This window comes from Acidimangrovimonas pyrenivorans (assembly GCF_042643245.1).
GTDB classification, from domain to species: Bacteria; Pseudomonadota; Alphaproteobacteria; order Rhodobacterales; family Rhodobacteraceae; genus Acidimangrovimonas; species Acidimangrovimonas pyrenivorans.
Genome location: NZ_JBHRSK010000004.1, coordinates 923,840 through 948,811, shown reverse-complemented (window position 1 = coordinate 948,811; position 24,972 = coordinate 923,840). Strand labels below are relative to the sequence as shown.

Here is a 24,972-nt window from a genome sequence, read left to right as displayed (position 1 = left end):
GGGCGCGCTCAGCGCGCCGCCCCGGAGGGTCGCTTGCGGCCCGCGCGCTGCGTGACCAGCCACGGCCCGACCTTGAGCGAAAACAGCGCGAAGCCCGCCGTCCACAGGGCCGCCGCGAGGACCAGCCCGCCCATCGTGTCCGCCGCGAGGACGCGGATCAGGGCCGCCCCGAGCACCAGCAGGAAGGCAAGGCTCAGCAGGCGGCCAGCGACCAGCGGCCGCCCGGTATGGCCCATTGCCGCCCGCATCATCACCGCGAGCGTCATGCCGCCGATGGCTCCGATGCCGAGCAGGTGATAGCCGGCCACGGGCGAGGCCAGGCCGAAGGCGGCCAGCCCCGTCACCGCCAGGCCGACGGGCAGGGCGGCATAGGCCAGGTGAAGCATCAGCAGCAGGGGCGAGCGCCAGGCGGCCAGCCCGCGCCAGCGGCTGAGCCGGACCAGTTGCAGCCCGGCGGCGGCCAGCAGGGTGACCCCGGTCGCCACGCTGTCCGGCCCGGCGACCCAGAGCAGCAGGCCCGCGGCGGCCACGGCCAGGCTGATCCCGTCGAAGCGGTTGACCGGCACCGGCATCCGCGCCGCTCGCTGCGCCGCCAGCCAGTTGCGGGTGAAGCTGGGGATGATCCGCCCGCCGATCAGCATGACCAGGAACAGGATGACGGCGAAGGCGGCGCGCCGCGACCCCTCGGTGCCCGCCCCGCTCAACGCGCCGAGGTGGAAGGCGATGTTGGTCGCGGCATAGAGTGTCACCGGCACCAGCACCTTGAGGTTGCGCCAGTTGCGGCCGGCGACGATCTCGATCCCGATCATCGCCCCGATCGCCAGCAGGAAGGCGCTGTCGATCACCGCCACGGCGACCGGGTCGAGCCCCAGCACCCCGGCCACCGCCAGACGCCCGGCCAGCCACAGCGCCGCCAGCAGGGCCAGCGGCACCCCGCGCGCCGGCATCCGTCCGGTCCAGTTCGGCACCGCGGTGAACAGGAAGCCGGCGATCACCGCCGCGGTATAGCCGAACAGCATCTCGTGGATATGCCAGTCGACCGGGTCGAACGGCCCGCGCAGCGTGACCGCGCCGGTGAACATGGCCAGCCACAGCGGCACGGCAATGGCGGCGAACAGCCCGGCCAGCAGGAAGAAGGGCCGGAACCCCATGCTGAACAGCGCGGGGCCGGAATAGGTAAGGCGGGGGATTGCATGTGCCATGGTCGAGATCCTGTCTGGGCGGGCGGCGCCAGCAGGGAGGAAGGCGCCGCCCGGAGGCCGGCAGGAGGGAACGCGTCTTCGCCGGCCTATCGGTTTCCTGTCCCGAGCTTGTGCGCTAGAAACGGGTAGGCGTGTTTGCGCCGCGACAAACTTCCGGGGGAAACGTGTCCAAGCTCGACGAAAGTCTGCTCAGCGGCCTGCCGCCCTTCAGCCGCCTCGGCCGGCCGCAGATCCGGGAGATCCTCGATCTCGCCGTCCCGCGCCGCTACGACACCGGCAGCGCGATCTTCCGCGAAGGCGCCGAGGCCGAGCGCTTCTACCTGCTGCTCGACGGGGTCATCCGGGTGATCCGCACCACGCCGACGGGAGAGCAGATCATCGCCCTTCACATCGCGCCTGGGCAGTTGTTCGGCATCGCCCCGGCGCTGCAGCGCGATACCTATCCGGCGACGGCGATGGCCGCGGCCGACTGCGTCGCGCTGTCCTGGCCGGTGCGGCTGTGGCACGGCTTCACCGCGAAATACGACGGCTTCGCGACCGAGAGCTACCGCACCGTCGGCGAACGACTGGGCGAGATGCAGACCCGGATCGTCGAGCTTGCGACCAAGGCCGTCGAGCAGCGGGTGGCGGCGGCGCTTCTGCGCATGGCCAACCAGACCGGCCGCAAGACCGAGGAGGGGATCGAGATCACCTTCCCGATCACCCGCCAGAACATCTCGGACATGACCGGGACCACGTTGCATACGGTCAGCCGACTGCTCAGCGCCTGGGAGAAGGAGGGGCTGGTGAAGAGCACGCGCAAGCATGTCGTGGTGACCGCGCCACATCGATTGATGATGCTGTGCGGGGCGGTGGATTAGGGCCGCTCTGCCGCGGCGCGGATCTCGGCCCGAAAGACGTCTTCCTCCAGGTCGTATTCCGCGCAGGCGTCAAGCACGGTGTGGAACGGCGCGATCGGGCAGCCCGGGCAGATCATCCGGCGGGCCAGGAAAGGCGCGATGGCGCCGGGCCAGCGCCGGAACAGCTCGGCCAGCGGCAGGTCGGGATCGTCGATCTCGTGTCGCATGGGCGCTCCCTCGGGGCTGCAGTGCTGAAGACCTTTCTGACCGATTTGCGCGAAGCGGATATTGCGCCGGAACAAGCTTGGGGGCTTATGGATGCGGCCTGGCCCAGCAAGGGACACGCCCCGGCAATCGGGGCCGGGGCGTGACGCGCCTCTGACGTGGTTCAGAGCTGGTTGAGCCAGGCGTCGAACTTCTGGGCTGCCTTCTTCGGCTCGTGGATCGCCTTGACCGCGTCGAGGTTCACCGGCTGGCCGGCCTCGATCAGGGCCACCATGCCAAGGCCATAGTGCGGCTTGCAGCGGATGCCGTAGAGCCCTTCCTTGGTCAGGGTCAGCGTGACCTCCTTGCCGCTCTTGCCTTCGATCGCCGTCGCGCCATCGGGCAGGAAGCCCTTGATCGTCTCGGCGTTGTGGCCCTTGTCGGTGGGCACGAAGCGGATCGTGTCGCCGACATTGGCCTTCACGAAGCCGGGCTCGAACACCATCATGCCGGATTCGCTGCGGTTGAGCATCTGGACCACGATTTCCTGGGCCTGCGCCGTGGCCGCGCCGAGGGTGAGGCCGGCGGCGATCAGGGCGGCGGTGATGCGAAACGGTTTCATGTGTCACTCCATCGTTGAGAATTCCGTTCGCCGCCGGGGATAGGGGGGCGGACCCGGCCCGAGTTTGCGCCGGCGCAAACTTCCCGGCGGTCGCCGCGTGCCGCCGCGCCAAATCGGTCCGTTCTTTGCGCAAACGCAAACTTTGCCGGGCCGAGGCCGCCTATGCCGCCGTCACAGCGCCGTGAAAGGGCGTGAGCGAGACGAGGCGGTGATGGGACGACGCAACGGACATGATTGGCGAGCGCGGCTTCTGGCCGGGGCCTGGATGATGATCGCGTTGACCTTCGGCGCGACGGTGGCCGGGGCGGCCCCGATCCTGAGCCAGTATATCGACAAGGTCGACGTGGCCGAGATCGTCCCCGGAGCGGATCACTTCGGCCCGATCGGCGAGAACGGCCTCGCCCCGGCGCTGAAGGGCGACACGCTGGTCGGCTGGGCCTTCCTGACCTCCGATTTCGTCTCGACTACCGGCTATTCGGGCAAGCCCATCCACATCGTCGCCGGGATTTCGCCCAAGGCGGTCATCACCGGCATCAGGCTGGTCAAGCATTCCGAGCCGATCGTGCTGGTCGGCATCCCCGAGGCCAAGATCCGGGCGGTGATCCAGAAATACACCGGGCTCGACCTGCACGGCGTGGCCAAGGGCCGCGATGCCTCCGACCTCGACATCGTCTCGGGGGCAACCGTCACCATCATGGTGATCGACGATTCGATCCTGCGCGCCGGGATCAAGGTCGCGCAGGCGCTGGGGCTGGAGGGGTTCGAGAAGGCGGCCCCGACGGGCCCGACGCGCGTCATCGACCGCGGCGCGGGCACGGTGACCGACTGGCAGACGCTGACCGGCAACGGCGCGGTGCGGCGGCTGACCGTCGACGTCAAGCAGATCAACGCAGACTTCGCTGCGATGGGCGACCCACGCAGCGCCAAGAACGCCGAGAAGCCGCCGCTGACGGACAATTACATCGACCTCTATGCCGCGCTGGTCAGCGAGCCGGCGATCGGCCGCAGCCTGCTGGGCGAGCGTGTCTTCGCCAACCTCCGGAAGCGGATGAAGGAGGGCGACGAGGCGATTGCCGTCTTCGGCAACGGCCGCTGGTCCTTCAAGGGCTCGGGCTATGTCCGCGGGGGCATCTTCGACCGCTTTCACCTGATCCAGGGCGAAGTCTCGCAACGCTTCCACGACCACCAGCACATGCGCCTTGTCCGCATCGCGGCCGAGGGTGCGCCGAAGCTGACCGAGATGGACCTGTTCATCGTCCCGGCCAAGGCCGGCTTCGACCCGGCGGCGCCGTTCCGGCTCCAATTCCTTGTCCATCGCGCCGTCGGTCCGATCGAGAAGCTCTTCCTGACTTACGACCTGAGCTACCAGCTGCCCGACACTTACGTGAAGACCGTCGCCGCGACAGTGCCCGCCGCCGCCAAGTCCGACGCGGCCGAGGCGCCGGCCCGAGACGCGCTGTGGCTGAAGATCTGGCAGGCCAAGCGGAGCCAGGTGATCGTGCTGGCGGTCGCGCTGGGGCTGCTGTCGGGGATCTTCTTCTTCCAGACCTTCGTGACGCGCAACGCCCGCGCCTTCGCCATCCTGCGCAACGCCTACCTTGTCTTCACGCTGGTCTTCATCGGCTGGTACGCCAATGCCCAGCTCTCGGTGGTGAACCTGCTCGCCGTGATCTCGGCGCTGTTCAGCGATTTCCGCTGGTCGACCTTCCTGATGGACCCGCTGATCTTCCTGCTGTGGTTCGCCGTCGCCGCGGCGCTGATCTTCTGGGCGCGCGGCGCCTATTGCGGCTGGCTCTGCCCCTTCGGCGCGCTGCAGGAGCTGTCGAACAAGATCGCGCGGCGGCTGGGCGTGCCGCAGGTGACGTTGCCCTGGGGGCTGCACGAACGGCTCTGGGCGCTGAAATACATCATCTTCCTCGGGCTGTTCGGGCTGTCGCTGCATTCGCTGGCGCTGGCCGAGCAATTCGCCGAGATCGAGCCCTTCAAGACCGCGATCATCCTCAAGTTCGCCCGGCCGCTGCCCTACGTGATCTTCGCGCTGGCCTGCCTTGCGCCCGGGCTGTTCATCGAGCGGTTCTACTGCCGCTATGTCTGCCCGCTGGGCGGCGGGCTGGCGATCCCGGCGCGGTTGCACATGTTCCGCTGGCTCAAGCGTTACAACGAGTGCGGCAATCCCTGCCAGCGCTGCGCCGCCGACTGCCCGGTCGAGGCGATCCACCCGACCGGCGAGATCAATCCCAACGAGTGCATCTCCTGTCTGAATTGCCAGGTGCTCTACCAGGACAAGGAGCGCTGCCCCGTCGTGATCCTGCGCGAGAAGCGCCGCGCCAAGGCCTCCGCCTCGGCCGACGCCGCCGCACGGGTCACGGGCCATCCCAACAGTTTGTCGAAATCCACACGCAAACACCCTGCCGAACTGGAAATTGAAGGAGAGGGAAGATGACAGAAGTAACCAAGGGCATTTCTCGCCGCGGCTTGTTCCAAGGCACAGCAGGCGCCGCCGTTCTGGCCGGGGCCGGCGGCATCGGGCTGGTCGGCTCGGCGCAGCAGGCCAACGCCGCCCGCGCCGCCAACGAGGTCGCGCCGGGCGAACTGGACAGCTATTACGGCATCTGGTCGGGCGGCCAGTCGGGCGAGATCCGGCTGATGGGCGTGCCGTCGATGCGCGAGCTGATCCGCATCCCGGTCTTCAATCGCTGTTCGGCCACGGGCTGGGGCATCACCAACGAGAGCCTGAAGATTCTGACCGAGGGCCTGCTGCCCGAGACGAAAGAGTTCCTCGCCAAGCGGGGGATGAAAACCTACGAGAACGGCGACCTGCACCACCCGCACATGTCCTTCACCGAGGGCACCTATGACGGGCGCTACATCTTCGCCAACGACAAGGCGAATACTCGGGTCGCGCGCATCCGCTGCGACATCATGAAGACCGACAAGATCATCGAGATCCCGAACACGACCGACATCCACGGTCTGCGGCCGCAGAAATATCCGCGCACCGGCTATGTCTTCGCCAATGGCGAGCACCGGGTGCCGCTGCCCAATGACGGCTCGGTGCTGGACGAGCCGACGAAATACCACTCGCTCTTCACCGCGATCGACGGCGACAAGATGGAAGTCGCCTGGCAGGTGATCGTCGACGGCAACCTCGACAATTGCGACGCCGATTACGAGGGCAAATATGCCTTCTCGACCTGCTACAACTCGGAAGAGGGCGTGAACCTGGCCGAGATGACGGCGAACGAGATGGACTGGGTGGTGGTCTTCGACATCGCCCGCATCGAGCAAGGCATCAAGAAGGGGGATTTCAAGGAATACAAGGGCGTCAAGGTGCTCGACGGGCGTCACGGTTCTCCCTACACCGTCTACATCCCGGTGCCGAACAGCCCGCATGGCTGCAACATGGCGCCCGACAAGGTGCACCTGTGCCTCAACGGCAAGCTGTCGCCGACCGTCACCGTGGTCGATGTGCGCAAGATCGAGGCGGTGTTCCAGGGCGCCGAGCCGCGCTCGGCCGTGGTCGCCGAGCCGGAACTGGGCCTCGGCCCGCTGCACACCGCCTTCGACGGCAAGGGCAACGCCTTCACCACGCTGTTCCTGGACAGCCAGATCTGCCACTGGAACATCGACAAGGCGGTGCGCGCCTATGCCGGCGAGAAGGTCGATCCGATCATCGAGAAGATCGACGTGATGTATCAGCCCGGCCACAACCACACCACGATGGGCGAAACCGCCGAGGCCGACGGCCAGTTCCTGATCTCGCTGAACAAGTTCTCGAAGGACCGTTTCCTCAATGCCGGCCCGCTCAAGCCCGAGAACGACCAGCTGATCAACATCTCGGACGGCAAGATGGAACTGGTGCATGACGGCCCGACCTTCGCCGAGCCGCATGACTGCATCATGGTGCGGGCCGATATCCTCAATCCGGTCTCGATCTACGACCGCAATGACCCGATGTGGGCGGCGGCGCGAAAGCAGGCCGAGGCGGACGGCGTCGATCTCGACTATGGCGAGGACGTGATCCGCGACGGCAACAAGGTGCGGGTCTACATGCACTCGGTCGCGCCGGTCTTCAGCCTCGAGAAGTTCGAGGTCAACCAGGGCGACGAGGTGACCGTCTATATCACCAACATGGATGACGTCGACGACCTGACCCATGGCTTCACCCTGGGCAATCACGGCATCGCGATGGAGATCGGGCCGCAGGCCACCGCCAGCGTCACCTTCACCGCCGACCGGCCTGGCGTGCACTGGTATTACTGCCAGTGGTTCTGCCACGCGCTTCACATGGAGATGCGCGGCCGGATGCTGGTCAAGCCGGCGTAAGGGGGCGGAACGATGCGCCTCCGGCCCCTCCTTGCCCTGCTCCTCAGCCTGGCGCCGCTGGTCGCGGCGGCGGCCGAGGTGACGGTGCTTCCCGGGCCGGAGGCGCTGGCCCGCGCCATCGCCACCGCCCGACCCGGCGACGTGCTGACCCTCGAACAGGGGCGCTATGCCGGGCCGGTCACCCTGAACAAGCCGCTGACGCTGACCGGACGGGGGGCGGAGATCGCGGGGCGCGGCGCGGGCACGGTGATCACGGTCACCGCGCCCGACGTCACCCTGCGCGGCCTCACGGTCACCGGGGCGGGCCGGCGGCTCGACCATCTCGACAGCGGCATCGCGCTGGAAAAGGGTGCCCGCCGCGCCGTGGTCGAGGACAGCCGCCTGATCGGCAACCTGATCGGCGTCGACGTCCAGGGCGCGCAGGACGTCACGGTCCGCAACAACACCATCGTCGGCCGCGACGACCTGCGGGTGCCCGAGCGCGGCCCCGGCATCTATGTCTGGAACGCCCCCGGCCTGCTGGTCGAGGGCAACCGCATTTCCAAGGGCCGCGACGGGGTCTTCGTCACCACCTCGAACCAGGCGACCTACCGGCGCAACGTGATGACGAACCTGCGCTACGCCTTCCACTCGATGTATTCCAACCGGCTGGTGATCGAGGACAATATCAGCCGCGGCAACACGATGGGCTTCGCGCTGATGTATTCGCGCCGCCTGAAGGTGACCGGCAACCTGTCGGACGGCGACAGCGCGCACGGCTTCTTCATGAACTTCGCCAACCATGCCGTGATCGCCCATAACGAGGTCCGCCACGGTGGCGAGAAATGCCTCTTCGTCTACAATTCCAACGTCAACCGGATCATCGCCAACCGCTTCGAAGGCTGCGGCATCGGCGTGCATTTCACCGCCGGCTCGGAACGCAACGCGATCTCGGGCAACGCCTTCATCGGCAACCGGCTGCAGGTGAAATATGTCGGCACCCGCTGGCTGGAATGGTCCGAGAACGGCACCGGCAACTACTGGTCGGACCATGTCGCCTTCGACATCGACGGCGACGGGCGCGCCGACAGCCCCTACCGCCCCAATACCGCGATCGACCGGGTGGTCTGGTCGCAGCCGATGGCCAAGCTCTTGATGGGATCGCCCGCGGTGCAGCTGATCCGCTGGTCGCAGCAGCGTTTCCCTGGCCTGCTGCCCGGCGGCGTCATCGACAGTGCGCCGCTGGTCTCGCCAGCCGGCGCCGGCCTGCCGCACAAGCAAGGAGAAACGCAATGAGCGCGCAACCGATCCTGACGGTCGACGGGCTGGGGGTCCGCTACGGCCGCCTCCGGGCGCTCGACGGTGTCAGCCTGAGCGTCGCGCCGGGCGAGCGCGTGGCGCTGCTCGGCCATAACGGCGCCGGCAAGTCGACCCTGTTCAAGACCATCCTCGGCTTCCTGCCCGCAGCGGCCGGGCGGGTGACGGTCACGGGCCAAGCGCCCGGCGCCGATGCCGCCCGGGTTGCCGTAAACTACCTGCCCGAAACGGTGGCCTTCCCGCGCAGCCTGACCGGCACCGAGGTGCTGCGCTATTTCTCCGGCCTGCGCCGGGCGCCGCGATCGGCGATCCCCGACCTGCTCGATCGTGTCGGTCTGGCCGAGGCGGCGGGCCGCCCGGTCGGCAGCTATTCAAAGGGGATGCGCCAGCGCCTCGGCCTGGCCCAGGCGCTGATCGGTGCGCCGCGGTTGCTGCTGCTCGATGAGCCGACCAGCGGGCTCGACCCGCTCTCGCGGCGCGACTTCTACGCCGTGATCGCCGAGGCGGCGGGGCGCGGCTGTGCCGTTCTGCTGTCCTCGCACGGGCTGGAAGAGATCGAGCATCGCACCGACCGCATCGCCATCCTGTCGCGCGGCCGGCTGGTTGCCGACGGCACGCTGGAGGCGCTCGCCCGCCGTGCCGCGCTGCCGGCGACGATCCGGGTGACGGCGCATGCGGGGCAGGCCGACCGGCTGCAGGCCGAACTCGGAGGCACGCGGTTCAACGGCTGCCGGCTTGACCTGAGCTGCCCGCCCGACCAGGCATTGCCGATGGTCGCGCGGCTCGCCGGCCTGCCCGAACTGGTCAGCGATGTCGACCTGCACCGGCCCGGTCTTTCCGACCTCTACCGCCACTATTCGGACCTCAGCGCAGAGGAGAGCCGGCCATGATCGCCCGCCTCGCAACCATCGCCGCCCAGGAATTCCGCCTCGCCCGGCGCAACCTCTGGGTCGGGCTTGCCACCGCGGCGCTGGCCGCCTTCGCCCTGGCGCTCGGCTTCCTCGGCGCCGGGCAGGGGGCGGCGCTCAAGGCCGACGTCCTCAGCCTGACCGCCGCCAGCCTCTCGACCCTCTCGGTCTACCTGATCCCGCTGATCGCGCTGCTGATGTCCTATGACGCGCTGGCCGGCGAGGTCGAGCGCGGCACGCTGGCGCTGACGCTGGCGACGCCGGCCCGGCGCTGGGAGCTGTTCGTGGCCAAGTTCCTGGCCCAGAGCGCCGCCGTCGGCGCGGCCATCGCCCTGGGTTTCGCCATTGCCGGTGGGGCGATCGGCGCGGTCTACGGCATCAGCGCCGAGGGCCTGGCCGCCTGGGCGCGGCTGGTCGGCTCGGGCCTCGCGCTCGGCGCCATCTTCGTCGCTGTCGGCCTGGCGCTTTCGGCCGCCGCCGGGCGCACCGCCACCGCCGCCGCCTTCGCCATCGCCTGCTGGCTGATCGTCGTCGTTCTCTACGATCTCGCCCTTTTGGGCGGAGTGATCGCGGCGGGCGAGGGCGCCTTCACCAGCCATGTCTTTCCCTGGCTGGTGCTGGCCAACCCTGCCGACGCCTTCCGCATCTACAACCTCGCCGCCTTCGACGCCGCCCCGGTCTCGGGCATCGACGGCCTTGCCCGCAGCCTGCCGTTCAGCCCGCGCCTCCCGCTTGTCGTCCTCGGCCTCTGGCTGGCCGTGCCGGCCGCGCTGGGCATCCACCTGACAAGAAAGATCGTGCCATGATCCGTATGCTTCTCATCGCCGCCCTCGCGCTTGGTCTCACCGCCTGCAAGGAGGACCAGGCCGCAGGCAAGCCCGACCCGGTCGCCCTGACCGACGAGGCCCTCGGCCACTATTGCCAGATGATCGTCGCCGACCATGCCGGCCCCAAGGCCCAGATCCACCTGCGCGGCTACGAGCATCCGATCTGGTTCGGCCAGGTCAGCGACGCCATCGCCTATCTGCACGATCCCGAGCGCGACGCCGAGATCGCGGCCTTCTACGTCACCGACATGGCCCGCGCCGAAAGCTGGGCCGTGCCCGGCGACAAGGCCTGGACCGATGCCGACAGCGCCCTCTTCGTCATCGACAGCGCCCGCAAGGGCGGCATGGGCATGCCCGAGGCGGTGCCCTTCGCCACCCGCGCCGGGGCCGAGGCCTTCGTCGCCGAGGCCGGCGGCCGGATCGTGGCGCTGAAAGAGGTGCCCGAAAGCTATGTGCACCCCGATATGGGCGCGGAAAAGGGGAACACCTCCTCGATGGAAGGAATGAACTGATGGCAAGGATGATCACTCGCCGCCGTGCCCTGCTGATTGCCGCTGCCGCCTGCGTGTTGCCGACGTTGGGCCGTGCCGCACCGCTCGCCCGCTGGCAGGGGCATGCCCTCGGCGCCCATGCCGAAATCAAGCTCGTCGGGCTGTCCGCAGCCGAGGCCGCGCCGCTGTTCGCCCGGATCGAGGCCGAGCTTGGCCGGCTGGAAGCGGAGTTCAGCCTCTACCGGTCCGACAGCGCCCTCGCTCGGCTCAATCGAGAGGGCCGCCTGAATGCGCCATCCCCTGAAATGCTCGAAGTGCTGTCGCTCGCCCAGAGTGTTCACCATCGCACCGAGGGGCTGTTCGATCCGACGGTCCAACCGTTGTTCGCGCTCCATGCCCGGCACTTCGCGGCGGGCACCTTGCCCGAGGCCGGCGAGATCGCAGCGGCGCGAGCATTGATCGGGCTGGCAGGGGTCGAGGTTTCTGCCGCGGAGATTGTGTTTCGCAAACCGGGTATGGCCCTGACGATGAATGGAATTGCCCAGGGCTTCGTCACAGATCGTGTCGCGGCGTTGCTGCAGAGCGAGGGGCTGCGGGACGTGCTGGTGGATATCGGCGAGATCCGGGCGTTGGGGCTGCGGCCAGACGGGGACGGTTGGCATGTCGGGCTGAGCGATGGCAGTCGACTGAAGCTGCGAGCGTGTGCCATCGCTTCCTCAAGCCTGACCGGGACCATGGTGAACCCGGCGGCGGGCATCGGTCACATCTTCAATCCGCTGGGAGAAGGTCCCACCGCTCGCGCCCCGGCGTTAACCGCGAATGTCATTCACCGCAGGGCTGCGGTGGCCGACGCCTTTTCGACGGCTGCTGTGCTTGCTGGGCCGGAACGAGTTGAGACTTGGGCGGAAGACGAGATGCAAGTGATCTGGAGTTGATTCCAGGAAGGCTTCCGATCGTTGACCACCTTCGGGATGGGCACATCCGCAGCAAGGAATGGCTCGACGTCCCCATGTAGGCCATCGCTTAGGCTCAGGACCCATTAATCGGCTTGCGAGTGCCCTGCCGGCGTGATTCACGCTTCCGAACCTATGGCGGCATGATGAGCAATCTTTTCTGGCTGACCGACGAGCAGACGGCACGGTTTCAGCCTTTCTTTCCAAAGAGCCATGGCAAGCCGAAGGTCGATGGTCGGCGCGTGTTGAGCGGGATAATCTTCATCACTCGCAATGGCTTGCGGTGGCGCGGTGCGCCCATGGAGTATGGCCCGCCGAAGACCCTCTACAATCGATGGAAGTGCTGGAGCGAGATGGGTGTGTTCGCCAGGATCTTCGAGGGGCTGGCTTCGGAGGCCGCGGATCGGAAGACGGTCATGATCGACGCAACCTATCTGAAAGCCCATCGCACGGCCTCGAGTTTGCGGTCGAAATAGGGCGGCGTGGACGCCTGATCGGCCGGCCCAAGGGCGGCATGAACACCAAGCTGCATGCTGTCACGGACGCCAGGGGCCGCCCGCTCAAGTTCGTCATGACTGCGGGCCAGGTCAGCGACTATACCGGCGCTGCCGCGCTGCTGAGCAGCCTGCCCGAGGCCGACTGGCTGCTCGCTGACCGGGGCTATGATGCGGATCGGTTCCGCGAAGTCTTGAAAGACAAGGGCATCAGGCCCTGTATCCCGGGCCGGAACGGGACCGGCGCGGGTGAGACGTGATCGGGGGGGGGCGGTTTCTGGTTCGGCGTGTCGGAAGCAGGGCAAGCGCCGGCCCGTGGGGCGCGCGCGCAGCATTTGAGCGGCAGTGCTTTGTGGCAGCCAAATCCCTCTGTCGGATGAGCCTCGCGCGGGGGGCATAGCGCCAGCCCGCCGGGACGGACCGGCGCTTGCCCCGCGCGTTTCTCGCGCGCACCGGGCTGTTTCAGGGCCTGTGAGCACTGTCCCCCAATGGTTCGGATTGGACCGTCAGCTGGTGCTGGGCTGCCGCGGCCTCAGGTCCGGCGATAGCGTTGCGGGCTCATGCCGGTCCAGCTGCGGAAGGCGCGCGAGAAGGCCGAGAGCTCGGAATAGCCGAGGCTGTAGGCGATATCGGTCAGCGGCATGTCCTGGTCTTCGAGGTAGTGCAGCGCCAGCTCGTGCCGGGCGGCGCGCAGGATGTCGTTGAACGACAGCCCGTTGCGCTTGAGCCGCTTCTGGAATTCCTGGCCCGTGAGGCCGAGGATCGCGGCGATCTGGCCGACCGAGGGCGCGGCGCTGCCAAGCTGCATCTTGACCTCGTTGCGCACCACCTCGGCGAAATCGGCCGGGTCCTGGTCCTGCGGCACCCGCGATTGCAGGAAGGCCTTGACCACCGAGAACAGGTAAGGATCGCAGGTCGGCATCCGGGTATCGAGATCCGAGCGCCGGAAGGCGATGGCATTGGTGCGCCGGCCGAACTGCACCGGCGCGCCAAACATCCGCTCGTGATCGCCCCAGCCGTCGGGGCGGGCATGTTCGAAACGGACCTCGAGCGGGCGCCAATCGGGGCCGAGGGCGGTCTTGAAGACGTTGCAGAACATGCCCAGCGACAGTTCCGCGTCCTGGCGCCGGGCCTCGATCCGCGGATCGAGGATGCGGTAGCACAGCCACAGGATGCCGTCGTCGTTGAGCAGGCCGAAGCTGCTCTGGCCCTGATGGGCGGGGAACAGCTCTTCCATGTTGCGCAGCGCCGCGGCCAGCGTCGGCGACGAGATCGCGGCATAGCCAAGCATGCCGAGCTGGCGCGGCTGGAAGGATTGGCCGAAGCTCAGCCCGATATTGTCGTTGCCGGTTTCGGCGGCGGCGATCTCGAACATCTCGCAATACTGGGTCAGGTTCAGTTCGGAGACGGGATCGCCCAGATCCGAGACCCGGATGCCGGCATTGCCGAAGATCGTGTCGAGGTCTCCGCCATTGGCACGGAACAGCTCCGCGGCCCCGTCGGCGGCGGCGGAAAGCACCTTGGCCGGTGCCAGGCGGTCCTCTACTGTCGGTCTGGGTGTCATGGTTCACCCCTCGCGTGCCCTTAAACGCAAGAGGCTAGCGCGGTTCGGGCAAACTGCCAAACCGTTTCTCGAAAGAGACGGAAACCGGGGGAGACGGCGCGAAAGATGACAAGAATCGATGGTCCGCTGTCAAGTCAGACGAATCGAATCGACCCTATCCTCGGGGAATAACAACAACCGAACACAAGCAACAGGGAAAAAGACATGGCACTCACCCGTCGTCAATTCACGGGCCGCGCCGCCGCACTTGCCGGGCTGGCAACGGTGGCGCCCCTTACCCCGGCCTTCGCCAATCGCAACGACCAGATGAACATCCTGTGCTGGGAGGGCTACAACACCGACACCGTGCTCGGCCCGTTCCGCAAAGCCCATCCGGGCGCCACGGTGAAGGCCGAGAGCGGCACCTCGGACCCGGACATGATCAACAAGCTGCGCGCCGGCGAGATCAAGGTCTGGGACCTGATCAACGTCAACCAGCCCTGGGCCCGCGACCAGCTCTATCCCGGCAAGCTGATCAAGCCGCTCGAGAAGGCGCGCTTCATGCCCTATTTCGACAAGATGCTGCCGGATTTCGCCAAGCCCTATCCGCTGGCCTTCGCCGATGACGGCAACCTGCTGGGCATGCCGCAGCGTTTCGGTCCGTTCAGCTTCGTCGTCAACACCGACAAGATCAGCCGCGCCGAGGCCGAGGACCAAGGCTGGAAGCTGTTCCTCGATCCGAAGATGAAGGGCCGCTACGGCGTCCTGACCTACGACAACTGGAACATCATCCACATGTGCCTGACCGCCGGGCTGAACCCGTTCAAGCCGGTCGAGGGCGACGATCAGGCCAAGTTCCGCGACGTGGCCAAGCAGATCTTCGCCAATTCCAAGCTGCAGTCGGCCGACATGACGGCGATGAACACCGCCCTGATCAACGGCGAGATCGACGCCTATTTCACCGGTGGCACCTACACGGCGTCGCCCGCGCGGCTGGACGGCGCCAGCAATATCCGCGCCATCACCCCGAATTCGGGACCGGTCGGCGGCAAGGGCGGCGTGGTCTGGGTCGAACTGACCTCGGCGGTCAACAACCCCGATCCCAGCAGCTTGGCCGAGGATTTCCTCGAATTCGTCCAGAAGCCCGACATCTGCAAGCAGGTGGCCTTCGCCGAAGGCACCTACAACCCGATCGCGCAGATGGGCAACCCGGACGTCATGGCCAAGTTCAGCAAGGAAGAGCTGGACGCGATCCAGTGGGACAGCCTGGAAGAGGAACTGTCGCGCTCGCTCGATTACGAGGTCGTCTCGTCCTACGACGCGCTGATGCAGATCTACACCGAGTCCCGCCGGTCGTGATCCCGCTGGCCCCCCGGCGGAGCACCGACCGGGGGGCTTCCGACTTCTCCAGACATCCGGACCGTCCATGCCATCGCAACCGATTCTGCGGCTTCGCAACATCGTCAAGAAATTCGGCACCTTCACCGCCCTGCACGGTGTCGACCTCGATATCGAGGAGGGCGAGTTCTTCACCATCGTCGGCCCCTCGGGCAGCGGCAAGTCGACCCTGATCCGCATTCTCGTCGGCATGGAGGAGACGACCGAGGGCGAGATCAGCCTGCGCGGCACGCGGATCGAGAAGACGCCGGCCAACCAGCGCCCGACCTGCATGGTGTTCCAGTCGCTGGCGCTGTTCCCGCATATGAGCGTGGGCCAGAACATCGAGTTCCCGCTCAAGCTGCGCAAAGAGCCGCCCTCCGACCGGCGCGCCCGGGCGCTGGAGCTGCTCGAACTGCTGCGCCTGCCGGCCGAGTATTACGACAAGCGCATCTCGCAATGCTCGGGCGGCGAGAAGCAGCGGGTGGCACTGGCCCGCGCGCTGGCCTTCGATCCCGAGATCCTGTTCTTCGACGAGCCGCTCTCGGCGCTCGACTACCGGCTGCGCAAGACGCTGGAGCGCGAGCTGAAGGAACTGCACAACCGCACCGGCAAGACCTTCGTCTACATCACCCATTCGCTGGAAGAGGCGATGGTGATGTCGGACCGCATCGCCATCATGCGCCAGGGCCGGGTCGAGCAGATCGCCGTCGCCGACGAGATCTACGGCCGTCCGGTCAGCCGCTTCGTCGCCGAGTTCATGGGCGAGGTGAACCTGTTCGACGTCGAGGGTACCACCAATGAGCGGCTGCACGGCAACGGGGTGGAAATCCACGTCAACGGCGAGGCGCGCGACTGCGGCGTCAGCCTGGCCCCGGGCGAGACCGGAACGCTGATGGTGCGGCCCGAATATGTCCGCTTCCTGGCGGCGACCGATACCTGCGATTTCATCGTCCGTGGCGTGCTGCGCGACGAATACGCCCTCGGCTCGCGGCTGCAATACCAGATCGAGACCTCGGCGGGCCAGACCGTGACCGTCGAGAAGCTGCGCGAGGACCGCTTCACCGGCCAGCCCGGCAGCGAGGTCATGCTCGGCTTCGATGCCGAGAACGTCCACCTGATCCGGGGGGCGTGATGGAACGGCTCGATAACCGCCTCGGCAAGCTCTCCGCCCTTCCCATCGGCCTGATCCTGCTGCTCGCCTTCATGGCGCCGCTGATCGTGGTGGCGATCTTCTCGGTGATGCCGCAGAAGGTGTTCTCGTTCTGGAACCTGCCCGATTTCTCGTCCTACGCGGTGTTCTTCCAGCAGGGCTATTACCGCTCGCTGGCCTGGTCGCTGGGCATGGCCTTCGCGGCGACGCTGATCCTGTTCCTGCTGTGCTGGCCGCTGGCCTACGGCATGGCCAAGATCTTCCAGCGTTTCTCGCTGGTGATCACCGTCGCCGTGGTGATGAGCCTGTTCGTGCCCGAGAACATCCGCCTGTTCGGCTGGGTGCTGACCCTGATGAAGGGCGGGCTGATCGAGGGCTATTTCCGCCATCTGACCGGCATCGCGCTGCCCAACCCGCTCTACAATGCCGGCATCACCGTCTTCGGGCTGGTCTATGTCTACCTGCCCTTCATGCTGTTCCCGCTGGCCCAGGGCATCTCGATGATCCCCGACGACGCCCGCCAGGCCGCCGCCGACCTGGGCGCCTCGCGCTGGCAGATCCTGACCCAGATCGACCTGCCGCTGGCGGCGCCCGGCATCGTCGTCGGCGCGCTCCTGACCTTCGTGCTCTCCGCCGGGGCGCTGGCGGAATCCAAGCTCCTGGGCGGGCAGTCGATCATCGTCTTCGCCAACGATATCGAGACCGCCTTCACCTTCGGCCAGAACTGGCCCCTGGGCGCGGCGCTGTCGGTGGTGCTGATCCTGATCATCGGCGTGCTGGCGATCGCCGGCATCGCCCGGATCGACCTCGACGCGATCATGGGGAGGAAACGCTGATGCCCGCCTCGCGCTCCACCCGCATCGTGCTGCTGGTCTACGGCCTCGTGACCATCTTCTTTCTCTACCTGCCGCTGGTCTCGGTCGGCTTCGCCTCGATCTCGCGCTCGCGCTACCTGAGCTTCCCGATCCGGCAATACTCGACCAAGTGGTACGGCAGCGCGCTGGCCTCGGACAACGTGCGCCAGATCCTGATGACCTCGCTCAAGATCGCGGTCATCGTCACCGTGATCTCGATGGTCGTCGCCTTCTTCGGCGCATTGGCCTTCGCCCGCTATCACTGGCGCTTCCGCACCACCTTCCAGAAGCTGATCCTGCTGCCGATCTTCTTCCCGCAGACGGTGCTGGGGCTGGCGCTGCTGATGTGGTTCAACTCGATCGGCGTGATCCCGACCTGGAAGACCGCGATCGTCGCCCACCTGGTCTGGATCGCGCCGATCGCGACGTTGATCGTCGCCATCCGCGCCTACGGCTTCGACCCGGCGCTGGAAGAGGCGGCGCGCGACATGGGCGCCGACACCTGGACCATCCTGCGCGAGATCACGCTGCCGCTGCTGATGCCGGGCATCGTCTCGGCCGGGCTGTTCGCCTTCCTGCTCAGCTGGGGCAACTTCCCGCTCTCGCTGTTCACCACCGGGGCGGATTCGACGCTGCCGGAATGGCTCTACGCCAAGATGGTCTCGGGCTACTCGCCGCTGGTGCCGACGCTGGGCGTGATGTCGGTGGTCGCCTCCTTCCTGGTCATCCTGGCCGCCTTCCTGATCTCCTGGGTCCTGCGCGCGCGGCGCCGGGCGCGGGCCGCACGAAACTGACGAACGAAAGGGACAGACATGCTTACATCACTCGCAGGGAAAAGCGTCATCGTGACCGGCGGCTCGAAGGGGATCGGCCGCGGCATCGCGACGGTCTTCGCCCGCCAGGGCGCCCGCGTCACCATCACCGCCCGCGGCGAGGCGGCGCTGAAGGCCGCCGCCGCCGAGATGCCGGGCGACGTCCGTTACGAGACCTGCGACGTCTCGGACTGGGACAGCGTCAGGGCGATGGTCGACAGCACCGCCGCGGCGCAGGGCGGCATCGACGTGATGTGCGCCAATGCCGGCGCCTTCCCGCAGACCAAAATCGTCGACATGGACCCGGCCGAATGGGACGGGGTGCTGGCCACCAACCTGCGCTCGGCCTTCCTCTGCGTGAAGGCCTGCATCCCGCATTTCGAATCCGCCGGCAAGGGCAGGGTGGTGCTGACCTCGTCGATCACCGGGCCGGTCACCGGCTTCCCGGGCTGGTCGCATTACGGCGCCTCGAAGGCGGGGCAGCTGGGCTTTCTCAAGACCGCCGCGATGGAGCTGGCGCGCTACAACACCACCATCAACGCGGTGATGCCGGGAAACATCTATACCGAGGGGCTGCAGGACCTGGGCCAGGACTACCTCGACACGATGGCCGCCTCGATCCCGCTCAAGCGGCTCGGCGCTGTCGAGGATATCGGCAACGCGGCGCTGTTCTTCGCCTCGGACGAGGCCGGCTACATCACCGGACAGCAGATCGTCGTCGACGGCGGGCAGATCATCCCGGAGTCGCTGGAGGCGCTCGACGAGATCTGATCGCAGGGAGGTAAAATCATGGCAGACAACGAATTGCCGCTCGAGGAGCTCCTCGAGCGACTGGAGGCGCTTGTCCGGAAGTCGCTGCATCTGTGGGAGATGCCCGCGGGTGCCACGGCCCGGCTGATCAACGTCTCCGAGAACGCGACCTACCTGGTCGAGGCGCCCGGCGGCTACCGGTCGATCCTGCGCGTGCACCGGGCCAACTACCACAGCCGCCGCGCCATCGAATGCGAACTGGCCTGGATCGCGGCGCTGGACGCCTCGGGCGCCGTGGTCGCGCCGGGCCACTACCTCGGCCGCGACGGCGAGGCGATCCAGCAGGCCGCCATCGAGGGGCTGGACGCGCCGCGCTACATGGTGCTGTTCCATTTCGTCGAGGGCAGCCCGCCGGACGAGAACGGCGACCTCAGGCCGGGCTTCGCCGAGCTGGGCGAGATCGCCGCCCACACCCATATCCAGTCGGCCGGCTGGCAGCGCCCGGACGGGTTCGAACGGCCCTATTGGGACATCGAGCAGTTCTTCGGCGCCCGCCCGACCTGGGGCGACTGGCGCGACGCGCCCGAGGTGACCGCCGGGGTGCGTGCCGTGCTCGAGGAGGTGCAGCGCCGGATCTGCGCAAGGCTCGAGGCCTTCGGGCGCGGGCCCGACCGCTACGGGCTGATCCATGCCGACATGCGGCTGGCCAACCTGCTCGAGGACGAGACCGGCACGCGGCTGATCGATTTCGACGACTGCGGCATCGGCTGGTTCCTCTACGATTTCGCCACCGGGATCAGCTTCATGGAGGACGACCCGCGCGTGCCCGCGCTCAAGCAGGCCTGGGTCGAGGGCTACCGCAAGGTGCGGCCGCTCTCGCCGGAGGAGGAGGCCGAGCTCGACACCTTCGTCATGCTGCGGCGGATGGCGCTGCTGGCCTGGATCGGCAGCCATATCGAGGCGCCCGAGCCGCAGGCCCTGGCCCCCGGCTTCGCCCGCGTCACCGCCGAGCTGGGCCGCGCCTGGCTGGCCCGCAGCGGGTGACGCGCGGTTGACCGGGCGCTGTCAAGAACCCGCGCTTTGCGGTCAAGCCGGCCGCCCGAGAATCGCCAAGACTGTCGCCAAGTGTTGAAAGGACGCGCCGATGTCGCAGGCAAAACTGGACTTCCTCGAACGGTCCAAAACCTTCTGGAACCCGGGCAAGACCCAGGACTGGATCGACATGGGGGTCGACCTCGTGATCGACCGGCGCGAGGGCTATTACCTCTATGACATGGACGGCCGGCGGCTGATCGACCTGCACCTCAACGGCGGCACCTACAATCTCGGCCATCGCCATCCCGAGCTGGTCGAGGTGCTCAAGGCCGGGACCGAGCGGTTCGACATGGGCAACCACCATTTCCCGGCGCTGGCCCGCACCGCGCTGGCCGAGGCGCTGCAGGCGGTCGCGCCGGGGCCCGGCTTTCGCTACACCGCCTACGGTTCGGGCGGGGGCGAGGCGATCGACATCGCGCTCAAGACCGCCCGCCACGCGACGCAGAAGCGCAAGATCGTCTCGGTCATCAAGGCCTATCACGGCCATACCGGGCTGGCGGTCAAGGCCGGCGACGACCGTTTCTCCAAGATGTTCCTGTCCGAGGATACCGAGGGCGAGTTCGTCCAGGTGCCGTTCAACGACCTCAACGCGATGGAGGACGCGCTCAAGGGCCGCGACGTGGCCGCGGTGATCATGGAGACGATCCCCGCCACCTACGGCTTCCCGATGCCGCAGGAGGGCTACCTGCCCGGGGTCAAGGCGCTGTGCGAACGCTATGACGCGCTCTACATCGCCGACGAGGTCCAGACCGGGCTGATGCGCACCGGCGAGATGTGGGGCTGCACCCGCTACGGGGTCGAGCCCGACATCATGGTCACCGGCAAGGGCATCTCGGGCGGGATGTATCCGATCGCCTGCGTGCTGATCACCGAACGCTGCGGCGGCTGGCTCAAGGAATACGGCTTCGGCCACATGTCGACCATGGGCGGGGCCGAGCTCGGCTGCGTCGTGGCGATGAAGGTGCTGGAAATCCTCCAGCGTCCCGAGGTCCGGACCATGGTCAACTATATCGGCGACTACCTGCGCGCCGGGCTCAACGACATCATGGCCGCCTTCCCGGATTTCTTCACCGGCATCCGCCAGCACGGCGTCATCATGGGGCTCGAGTTCAACCACCCGCAGGGCGCCAAGCCGGTGATGAAGCACCTTTACGAAAACGGCGTCTGGGCGATCTTCTCGACGCTCGATCCACGGGTGCTGCAGTTCAAGCCCGGTGTCCTGCTCCGCCAGGCCGATGCCGAGGAGGTGCTGCGCCGGGTGGCGATCGCGGTCGAGCTGGCCCGGGCCGAGATCATGGGCAGCAGCCGGAGGGCCGTGTGATGGACCAGGCGCTTTTCAATTCGCTGATCGACATCTCGGCCAGCCCCGCCGCCCGCAAGGGCCGGGCCGAGATGATGCTCGAACGCGCGCGCTGGGCGGCGACGGTCTTCGACCGCTACGACCGCGACGCCACCCTGCGCATCGCCGAGGCGGTGGCCGAGGCCGCCCATGCCCGCGCCGGCGAGTTCGCCGAGAAGGCGGTGGCCGAAAGCGGCTTCGGCGTCGCCGCGCACAAGAAGATCAAGAACGAGCTGACCGCCAAGCCGCTGGTCGCGCATTACCGCGACGCCGATTACGTCAATCCGCGCGTCGACGAGGCGCGCAAGATCGTCGAGGTGCCGCGCCCGGCCGGGGTGATCTTCGCCCTGACGCCCTCGACCAACCCGATCGCGACGATCAACTACAAGGTGCTGCTGGCGCTGCTGACCCGCAACGCCATCGTCATCTCGCCCCATCCGGCGGTCAAGGAGACCTCGGTCGAGGCGGCCGAGGAACTGGCCCGGGCGGCCGAGGCGGCCGGGGCGCCGGCGGGGGTGATCCAGATCCTGGCCCAACCGTCGATCCCGATGGTCGAGGCGTTCATGACCTCCGAGAAGACCAACGTCATCCTTGCCACCGGCGGCACGCCGATGGTGCGGGCGGCCTATTCCTCGGGCAACCCGGCAATCGGCGTCGGCCCCGGCAACGCCCCGGTCTTCGTCGACGAAAGTGCCGAGATGACCGCCGCCGCCCGCCGCATCGTCGCCTCGAAGAGCTTCGACAACTCGGTGCTGTGCACCAACGAGAGCGTGCTGATCACCCTGTCCTCGGTGGCCGGGCAGCTCAAGCGGGCGCTGAAATCGGCCGGGGCGCATGTCTGCTCGGACGAGGAGACCGAGGCGCTGCGCCGGTTCCTGTTCCATCCGCGCGGCTTCAATATCGAGGCGATCGGCCGCGATGCCACCTGGATCGCCCAGGAATGCGGCATCCGGGTGTCCCCGGACACCAAGATCCTGGTCGCGCCGATCACCCAGATCGGGGTCGAGGAGCGGCTGTCGAAGGAAAAGCTCTGCCCGGTGCTCAGCCTGCACGTGACCGAGACCCGGGCCCAGGCGCTGAGCCAGGCGCGGGCAGTGCTGCGGCTGACCGGCGCCGGCCACTCGGCGGCGATCCACGCCGCCGACGAGGCGGTGATCATGGCCTATGCCAGCACCGTCGAGGCCTATCGCGTCGTCGTCAACGCGCCCTGTTCGCAAGGCGCGGCGGGCTTCGCCACCAACCTGGCGCCGACCTTCACCATCGGCACCGGCTTCTTCGGCCGCTCGTCGATCGGCGAGAATATCGGCCCGCAGCACCTCGTCCACTGGACCCGCATCGCCTATGGCAGCGAGGCCGACGTGCCGTTCGGCAATTTCCACGGCCTCGGGCGCAGCTTCCGCGGCGCCCTGCCACGGGCGCCGGCCGATGGCGTGCCGGGCTCCGCTTCCGCCCCGTCCGCCCCGCAACCGCAGCCCTCGGCCATGTCCGGCATGGACAGCGCCACGCGGGACGAGTTGCGCCGCCTGATCGCCGCCGAACTTCGCGACCTGCTGAGAAAGTGACCATGGCCGACCTGCGTTCCTTCATCTTCATCGACCAACTCCAGCCCCAGACGCTGGCCTATGTTGCCACCTGGATGCGCGGCTCGCTGCCGCGGGCGCGGATGGCGGCCCAGATCATCGAGATCGCCCCGGGCCTCGACATCGAGGCGCTGACCGACGTGGCGCTGAAAAGCGCCGACGTGAAGGCCGGGCTGCTGGTCGTCGAACGCCAGTTCGGCACGCTGGAATTCCATTCGCGCTCGACCGCCGAGGTCCATGCCGGGGCCGAGGCCGTGCTCGACGCGCTCGGCGCAAGGCGCGAGGACGCGGCGCCGCCGAAGATCCTCGCCTCGAAGATCGTCACCCGGGTCGATCATCAGCACGCCTTCCTGATGAACCGCAACCGCATGGGCTCGATGATCCTCGGTGGCGAAAGCCTCTACCTGCTCGAATGCTCCTCGGCCTCCTACGCGATGCTGGCCTGCAACGAGGCCGAGAAGGAGGCCAACATCAAGGTCATCGACTACCGGATGATCGGCCCCAACGGGCGGCTCTACCTCGCCGGCGACGAGGCCGAGGTGCGCAACGCGCGCAACGCGGCCGAGGCGGCGCTGCGCGACATGGGGGCGCGGTGAATGTCCGATCTGCGCCAGGCCATACGCGAGATCCTCGCCGAAGAGATCGCCCGGCTGCGGCCCGAGCTGACCGCCGCCGCGCCGCAGGTGACCGAGGAGGCGATCACGATCCGCTCGAGCGCCGACCTGAACGATTTCGCGCTGCGGCTGCTCGACCGGGCCCAGGACGGCCGGCTGATCGCCGACCTTGCCGCCGGCCGCCACCGCTTCGCGCTGGCCGGGACCGCGGCGCCGGGGCAGGCCGCGCCGCCGGTCCATGCCCACCAGCCGGCCGCGCCGGCGCCGACGGCGGCGCCGCAGGCCGAATTCCTGCGCGGCATGGTGTCGGAACGCGACATCGCCGGGCTGGCCGACGGCACCCGGGTGGTGCGGGTCGGCAAGTCGGTCCGCCTCACGCCACTCGCCCGCGACGAACTCGCCCGCCGCGGCATCCAGCTTGAAAGGGTATCCACATGATCCGAGGCAAGGTCACGGGCCGGGTCTGGTCCACCAAGCGCATCGACACGCTGCCGAACGGCGCTCTGCTCGAGGTCAAGGTCGGCACCTCCACGCTGGTCGCCTTCGATCCGCTCGGCTGTGCCGAGGGCGAGGAGGTGCTGATCACCCAGGGGTCGGTCGCGGCCGCCTATTTCACCAACATCAAGGCTCCGGTCGATGCGCTCATCGTCGGGTCCGTCGACGCATCCTGAACGCTGAACGAGGAGAACCCAAATGGCAAATCAGGCTATCGGAATGATCGAAACCCGCGGCTACGTCCCGGCGATGACCGCCGCCGACGCGATGGTCAAGGCGGCGAATGTCGAGATCGTGTCGCGCAACGAGGTCGGCGGCGGCTATGTCTCGGTCGTCGTCAAGGGCGATGTCGGCGCGGTCAAGGCCGCGACCGAGGCCGGCGCCCAGGCCGCCAACCAGATCGGCGAAGTGACCTCGGTCCACGTCATCCCGCGCCCGCATGCCGATCTCGGCAAGCATTTCGACGCGGCTGCGCTGAAGTAACGGCTTGGGGCGACCGGACCGATGACAGAGCTACGCGTCTACCTGCCGATCCGCGATCTGCAGCCGCAGTTCGCGGCCTACCTGGCCACGCCGCTGCGGGCACGGGGCTATCCGCCCTACGAGGGTCAGAACAGCCTGATCATCGAGGTCGCCCCCGCCCTGGCGATCCACCGCATCGCCGATCTCGCGCTCAAGGAATCGCCGGACATGGAGCCCGGGATCCTGTTCACCGAGCGCCAGTTCGGCCTGCTCGAGCTGCATGCCGACGACGCCGGCGAGCTCGACCGGGCCGGCCGCGCCATCCTCAAGGGGATCGGGGCCAAGCCCGAGGAGCAGCTGGCGCCGAAGGTGCTGTTCCACGACATCATCGACGACCTGTCGGACCAGCACGCGATCATCCTCAACCGCTCGCGCGATGCCTCGATCCTGGTGCCGGGGCAGTCGCTCCTGATCTACGAGATGATGCCGGCGCTGTTCGCCTGCGTCGCCGCCAACGAGGCCGAACGCGCGGCGCCGCTGGCCACGGTCAACGACGTCCAGATGATGGGCGCCTCGGGACGGATCTTCATGTCGGGCAGCCATGACGACATGGTCAAGGCGCGCGATGCGATCACCCGGACGCTGGAGGGCGTGAAAGGGCGCTGACGGCACGGTGGCGGAGCGACTTGCGGGCGGAGCGACTTGCGGGCGGAGCGATCCGGCGCCCGTTCCGGCA

25 protein-coding genes and 1 pseudogene are annotated in these 24,972 nt (G+C 67.7%); 22 read left to right on the top strand and 4 right to left on the bottom strand.

Annotated features, from left to right (window positions below; all coding sequences use genetic code 11):
* Positions 1-8: 8 nt before the first annotated feature.
* Positions 9-1,202, bottom strand: a complete 1,194-nt coding sequence (locus tag ACFOES_RS07450; RefSeq protein WP_377832571.1) for an NnrS family protein — start codon at positions 1,200-1,202, stop codon at positions 9-11.
* A 164-nt stretch (positions 1,203-1,366) separates the two neighbouring features.
* Here ACFOES_RS07450 and ACFOES_RS07445 point away from each other — a divergent pair, with 164 nt between their 5' ends.
* Entirely contained in the window at positions 1,367-2,062 is a 696-nt protein-coding gene (locus ACFOES_RS07445; protein ID WP_377832570.1) for a Crp/Fnr family transcriptional regulator, read from the top strand.
* Here the strand turns inward: ACFOES_RS07445 and ACFOES_RS07440 are convergent.
* A complete protein-coding gene (locus ACFOES_RS07440; RefSeq protein WP_377832569.1) occupies positions 2,059-2,268 on the bottom strand; it encodes a DUF1858 domain-containing protein in 210 nt (69 codons plus the stop codon). The genes ACFOES_RS07445 and ACFOES_RS07440 overlap by 4 nt on opposite strands.
* A 161-nt stretch (positions 2,269-2,429) precedes the next feature.
* Positions 2,430-2,867 carry a pseudoazurin gene (locus tag ACFOES_RS07435; RefSeq protein WP_377832568.1) on the bottom strand — a complete coding sequence of 146 codons (438 nt, stop codon included), beginning with the start codon at positions 2,865-2,867 and terminating at the stop codon, positions 2,430-2,432.
* A gap of 265 nt (positions 2,868-3,132) precedes the next feature.
* Between ACFOES_RS07435 and ACFOES_RS07430 the strand changes: the two genes are divergently transcribed.
* From ACFOES_RS07430 to ACFOES_RS07395, 8 genes and pseudogenes are all read left to right on the top strand, one after another.
* Complete coding sequence (locus tag ACFOES_RS07430) at positions 3,133-5,310, top strand: 4Fe-4S binding protein (RefSeq protein WP_377832567.1); 2,178 nt, start codon at positions 3,133-3,135, stop codon at positions 5,308-5,310.
* Positions 5,307-7,193: a TAT-dependent nitrous-oxide reductase gene (nosZ, locus tag ACFOES_RS07425; protein ID WP_377832566.1), complete on the top strand. Its 1,887-nt coding sequence runs from the start codon at positions 5,307-5,309 to the stop codon at positions 7,191-7,193. Before ACFOES_RS07430 ends, nosZ begins: the two co-directional genes overlap by 4 nt.
* Positions 7,194-7,205: 12 nt before the next feature.
* The gene (locus ACFOES_RS07420) at positions 7,206-8,468 is read left to right on the top strand and encodes a nitrous oxide reductase family maturation protein NosD (protein ID WP_377832565.1); all 1,263 of its coding nucleotides are present in this window, start codon (positions 7,206-7,208) and stop codon (positions 8,466-8,468) included.
* A complete protein-coding gene (locus ACFOES_RS07415) occupies positions 8,465-9,379 on the top strand; it encodes an ABC transporter ATP-binding protein (RefSeq protein WP_377832564.1) in 915 nt (304 codons plus the stop codon). The genes ACFOES_RS07420 and ACFOES_RS07415 overlap by 4 nt, the downstream gene beginning before the upstream one ends.
* Positions 9,376-10,203 (top strand): ABC transporter permease, encoded by an 828-nt coding sequence (locus ACFOES_RS07410; protein ID WP_377832563.1) that lies wholly within the window; start codon positions 9,376-9,378, stop codon positions 10,201-10,203. Before ACFOES_RS07415 ends, ACFOES_RS07410 begins: the two co-directional genes overlap by 4 nt.
* Entirely contained in the window at positions 10,200-10,736 is a 537-nt protein-coding gene (locus tag ACFOES_RS07405) for a nitrous oxide reductase accessory protein NosL (RefSeq protein ID WP_377832562.1), read from the top strand. Before ACFOES_RS07410 ends, ACFOES_RS07405 begins: the two co-directional genes overlap by 4 nt.
* Complete coding sequence (locus tag ACFOES_RS07400; protein WP_377832561.1) at positions 10,736-11,650, top strand: FAD:protein FMN transferase; 915 nt, start codon at positions 10,736-10,738, stop codon at positions 11,648-11,650. The genes ACFOES_RS07405 and ACFOES_RS07400 overlap by 1 nt, the downstream gene beginning before the upstream one ends.
* 164 nt (positions 11,651-11,814) lie before the next feature.
* A pseudogene (locus tag ACFOES_RS07395) lies at positions 11,815-12,395 on the top strand (IS5 family transposase); the annotation flags it as partial.
* A gap of 299 nt (positions 12,396-12,694) precedes the next feature.
* Here the strand turns inward: ACFOES_RS07395 and qhpR are convergent.
* Positions 12,695-13,726 (bottom strand): AraC-like transcriptional regulator QhpR, encoded by a 1,032-nt coding sequence (gene qhpR / locus ACFOES_RS07390; RefSeq protein ID WP_377832560.1) that lies wholly within the window; start codon positions 13,724-13,726, stop codon positions 12,695-12,697.
* A gap of 204 nt (positions 13,727-13,930) precedes the next feature.
* Here qhpR and ACFOES_RS07385 point away from each other — a divergent pair, with 204 nt between their 5' ends.
* From ACFOES_RS07385 to ACFOES_RS07325, 13 genes are all read left to right on the top strand, one after another.
* Positions 13,931-15,064, top strand: a complete 1,134-nt coding sequence (locus tag ACFOES_RS07385) for an ABC transporter substrate-binding protein (protein ID WP_377832559.1) — start codon at positions 13,931-13,933, stop codon at positions 15,062-15,064.
* 67 nt (positions 15,065-15,131) lie between these two features.
* A complete protein-coding gene (locus tag ACFOES_RS07380) occupies positions 15,132-16,217 on the top strand; it encodes an ABC transporter ATP-binding protein (RefSeq protein ID WP_377832558.1) in 1,086 nt (361 codons plus the stop codon).
* Positions 16,217-17,071: an ABC transporter permease gene (locus tag ACFOES_RS07375; protein ID WP_377832557.1), complete on the top strand. Its 855-nt coding sequence runs from the start codon at positions 16,217-16,219 to the stop codon at positions 17,069-17,071. The genes ACFOES_RS07380 and ACFOES_RS07375 overlap by 1 nt, the downstream gene beginning before the upstream one ends.
* Positions 17,071-17,883, top strand: coding sequence for an ABC transporter permease (locus tag ACFOES_RS07370; RefSeq protein ID WP_377832556.1), 813 nt, complete (start codon positions 17,071-17,073; stop codon positions 17,881-17,883). The genes ACFOES_RS07375 and ACFOES_RS07370 overlap by 1 nt, the downstream gene beginning before the upstream one ends.
* An 18-nt stretch (positions 17,884-17,901) precedes the next feature.
* On the top strand, positions 17,902-18,672 hold the full coding sequence (gene fabG, locus ACFOES_RS07365) for a 3-oxoacyl-ACP reductase FabG (RefSeq protein ID WP_377832555.1): 771 nt from the start codon (positions 17,902-17,904) through the stop codon (positions 18,670-18,672).
* Between the two features lie 18 nt (positions 18,673-18,690).
* On the top strand, positions 18,691-19,695 hold the full coding sequence (locus ACFOES_RS07360; protein ID WP_377832554.1) for a phosphotransferase enzyme family protein: 1,005 nt from the start codon (positions 18,691-18,693) through the stop codon (positions 19,693-19,695).
* Positions 19,696-19,795: 100 nt separating this feature from the next.
* On the top strand, positions 19,796-21,067 hold the full coding sequence (locus ACFOES_RS07355) for a class-III pyridoxal-phosphate-dependent aminotransferase (protein WP_377832553.1): 1,272 nt from the start codon (positions 19,796-19,798) through the stop codon (positions 21,065-21,067).
* Positions 21,067-22,647: an aldehyde dehydrogenase family protein gene (locus ACFOES_RS07350; protein ID WP_377832552.1), complete on the top strand. Its 1,581-nt coding sequence runs from the start codon at positions 21,067-21,069 to the stop codon at positions 22,645-22,647. Before ACFOES_RS07355 ends, ACFOES_RS07350 begins: the two co-directional genes overlap by 1 nt.
* 2 nt (positions 22,648-22,649) lie before the next feature.
* The gene (locus ACFOES_RS07345) at positions 22,650-23,261 is read left to right on the top strand and encodes a BMC domain-containing protein (RefSeq protein WP_377832551.1); all 612 of its coding nucleotides are present in this window, start codon (positions 22,650-22,652) and stop codon (positions 23,259-23,261) included.
* Positions 23,262-23,717, top strand: coding sequence for a hypothetical protein (locus ACFOES_RS07340; protein ID WP_377832550.1), 456 nt, complete (start codon positions 23,262-23,264; stop codon positions 23,715-23,717). It abuts the gene before it with no gap.
* Positions 23,714-23,950, top strand: coding sequence for a EutN/CcmL family microcompartment protein (locus ACFOES_RS07335; protein WP_377832549.1), 237 nt, complete (start codon positions 23,714-23,716; stop codon positions 23,948-23,950). Before ACFOES_RS07340 ends, ACFOES_RS07335 begins: the two co-directional genes overlap by 4 nt.
* A gap of 22 nt (positions 23,951-23,972) precedes the next feature.
* Entirely contained in the window at positions 23,973-24,257 is a 285-nt protein-coding gene (locus ACFOES_RS07330; protein WP_377832548.1) for a BMC domain-containing protein, read from the top strand.
* Positions 24,258-24,278: 21 nt separating this feature from the next.
* Complete coding sequence (locus ACFOES_RS07325) at positions 24,279-24,902, top strand: microcompartment protein (protein WP_377832547.1); 624 nt, start codon at positions 24,279-24,281, stop codon at positions 24,900-24,902.
* Positions 24,903-24,972: the final 70 nt, after the last annotated feature.

Excerpts from the sequence above, each read along its gene's own strand:
- ACFOES_RS07380 (WP_377832558.1), top strand. The coding sequence starts at position 15,132 with ATGCCATCGCAACCGATTCTGCGGCTTCGCAACATCGTCAAGAAATTC.
- ACFOES_RS07435 (WP_377832568.1), bottom strand. The coding sequence starts at position 2,867 with ATGAAACCGTTTCGCATCACCGCCGCCCTGATCGCCGCCGGCCTCACC.
- ACFOES_RS07430 (WP_377832567.1), top strand. The coding sequence starts at position 3,133 with ATGATGATCGCGTTGACCTTCGGCGCGACGGTGGCCGGGGCGGCCCCG.
- qhpR (WP_377832560.1), bottom strand. The coding sequence starts at position 13,726 with ATGACACCCAGACCGACAGTAGAGGACCGCCTGGCACCGGCCAAGGTG.
- ACFOES_RS07385 (WP_377832559.1), top strand. The coding sequence starts at position 13,931 with ATGGCACTCACCCGTCGTCAATTCACGGGCCGCGCCGCCGCACTTGCC.
- ACFOES_RS07410 (WP_377832563.1), top strand. The coding sequence starts at position 9,376 with ATGATCGCCCGCCTCGCAACCATCGCCGCCCAGGAATTCCGCCTCGCC.
- ACFOES_RS07450 (WP_377832571.1), bottom strand. The coding sequence starts at position 1,202 with ATGGCACATGCAATCCCCCGCCTTACCTATTCCGGCCCCGCGCTGTTC.
- ACFOES_RS07370 (WP_377832556.1), top strand. The coding sequence starts at position 17,071 with ATGCCCGCCTCGCGCTCCACCCGCATCGTGCTGCTGGTCTACGGCCTC.
- ACFOES_RS07330 (WP_377832548.1), top strand. The coding sequence starts at position 23,973 with ATGGCAAATCAGGCTATCGGAATGATCGAAACCCGCGGCTACGTCCCG.
- ACFOES_RS07405 (WP_377832562.1), top strand. The coding sequence starts at position 10,200 with ATGATCCGTATGCTTCTCATCGCCGCCCTCGCGCTTGGTCTCACCGCC.
- ACFOES_RS07335 (WP_377832549.1), top strand. The coding sequence starts at position 23,714 with ATGATCCGAGGCAAGGTCACGGGCCGGGTCTGGTCCACCAAGCGCATC.
- ACFOES_RS07415 (WP_377832564.1), top strand. The coding sequence starts at position 8,465 with ATGAGCGCGCAACCGATCCTGACGGTCGACGGGCTGGGGGTCCGCTAC.
- ACFOES_RS07360 (WP_377832554.1), top strand. The coding sequence starts at position 18,691 with ATGGCAGACAACGAATTGCCGCTCGAGGAGCTCCTCGAGCGACTGGAG.
- nosZ (WP_377832566.1), top strand. The coding sequence starts at position 5,307 with ATGACAGAAGTAACCAAGGGCATTTCTCGCCGCGGCTTGTTCCAAGGC.
- ACFOES_RS07420 (WP_377832565.1), top strand. The coding sequence starts at position 7,206 with ATGCGCCTCCGGCCCCTCCTTGCCCTGCTCCTCAGCCTGGCGCCGCTG.
- ACFOES_RS07340 (WP_377832550.1), top strand. The coding sequence starts at position 23,262 with ATGTCCGATCTGCGCCAGGCCATACGCGAGATCCTCGCCGAAGAGATC.
- ACFOES_RS07350 (WP_377832552.1), top strand. The coding sequence starts at position 21,067 with ATGGACCAGGCGCTTTTCAATTCGCTGATCGACATCTCGGCCAGCCCC.
- ACFOES_RS07355 (WP_377832553.1), top strand. The coding sequence starts at position 19,796 with ATGTCGCAGGCAAAACTGGACTTCCTCGAACGGTCCAAAACCTTCTGG.
- ACFOES_RS07345 (WP_377832551.1), top strand. The coding sequence starts at position 22,650 with ATGGCCGACCTGCGTTCCTTCATCTTCATCGACCAACTCCAGCCCCAG.
- ACFOES_RS07440 (WP_377832569.1), bottom strand. The coding sequence starts at position 2,268 with ATGCGACACGAGATCGACGATCCCGACCTGCCGCTGGCCGAGCTGTTC.
- fabG (WP_377832555.1), top strand. The coding sequence starts at position 17,902 with ATGCTTACATCACTCGCAGGGAAAAGCGTCATCGTGACCGGCGGCTCG.
- ACFOES_RS07325 (WP_377832547.1), top strand. The coding sequence starts at position 24,279 with ATGACAGAGCTACGCGTCTACCTGCCGATCCGCGATCTGCAGCCGCAG.
- ACFOES_RS07375 (WP_377832557.1), top strand. The coding sequence starts at position 16,217 with ATGGAACGGCTCGATAACCGCCTCGGCAAGCTCTCCGCCCTTCCCATC.
- ACFOES_RS07400 (WP_377832561.1), top strand. The coding sequence starts at position 10,736 with ATGGCAAGGATGATCACTCGCCGCCGTGCCCTGCTGATTGCCGCTGCC.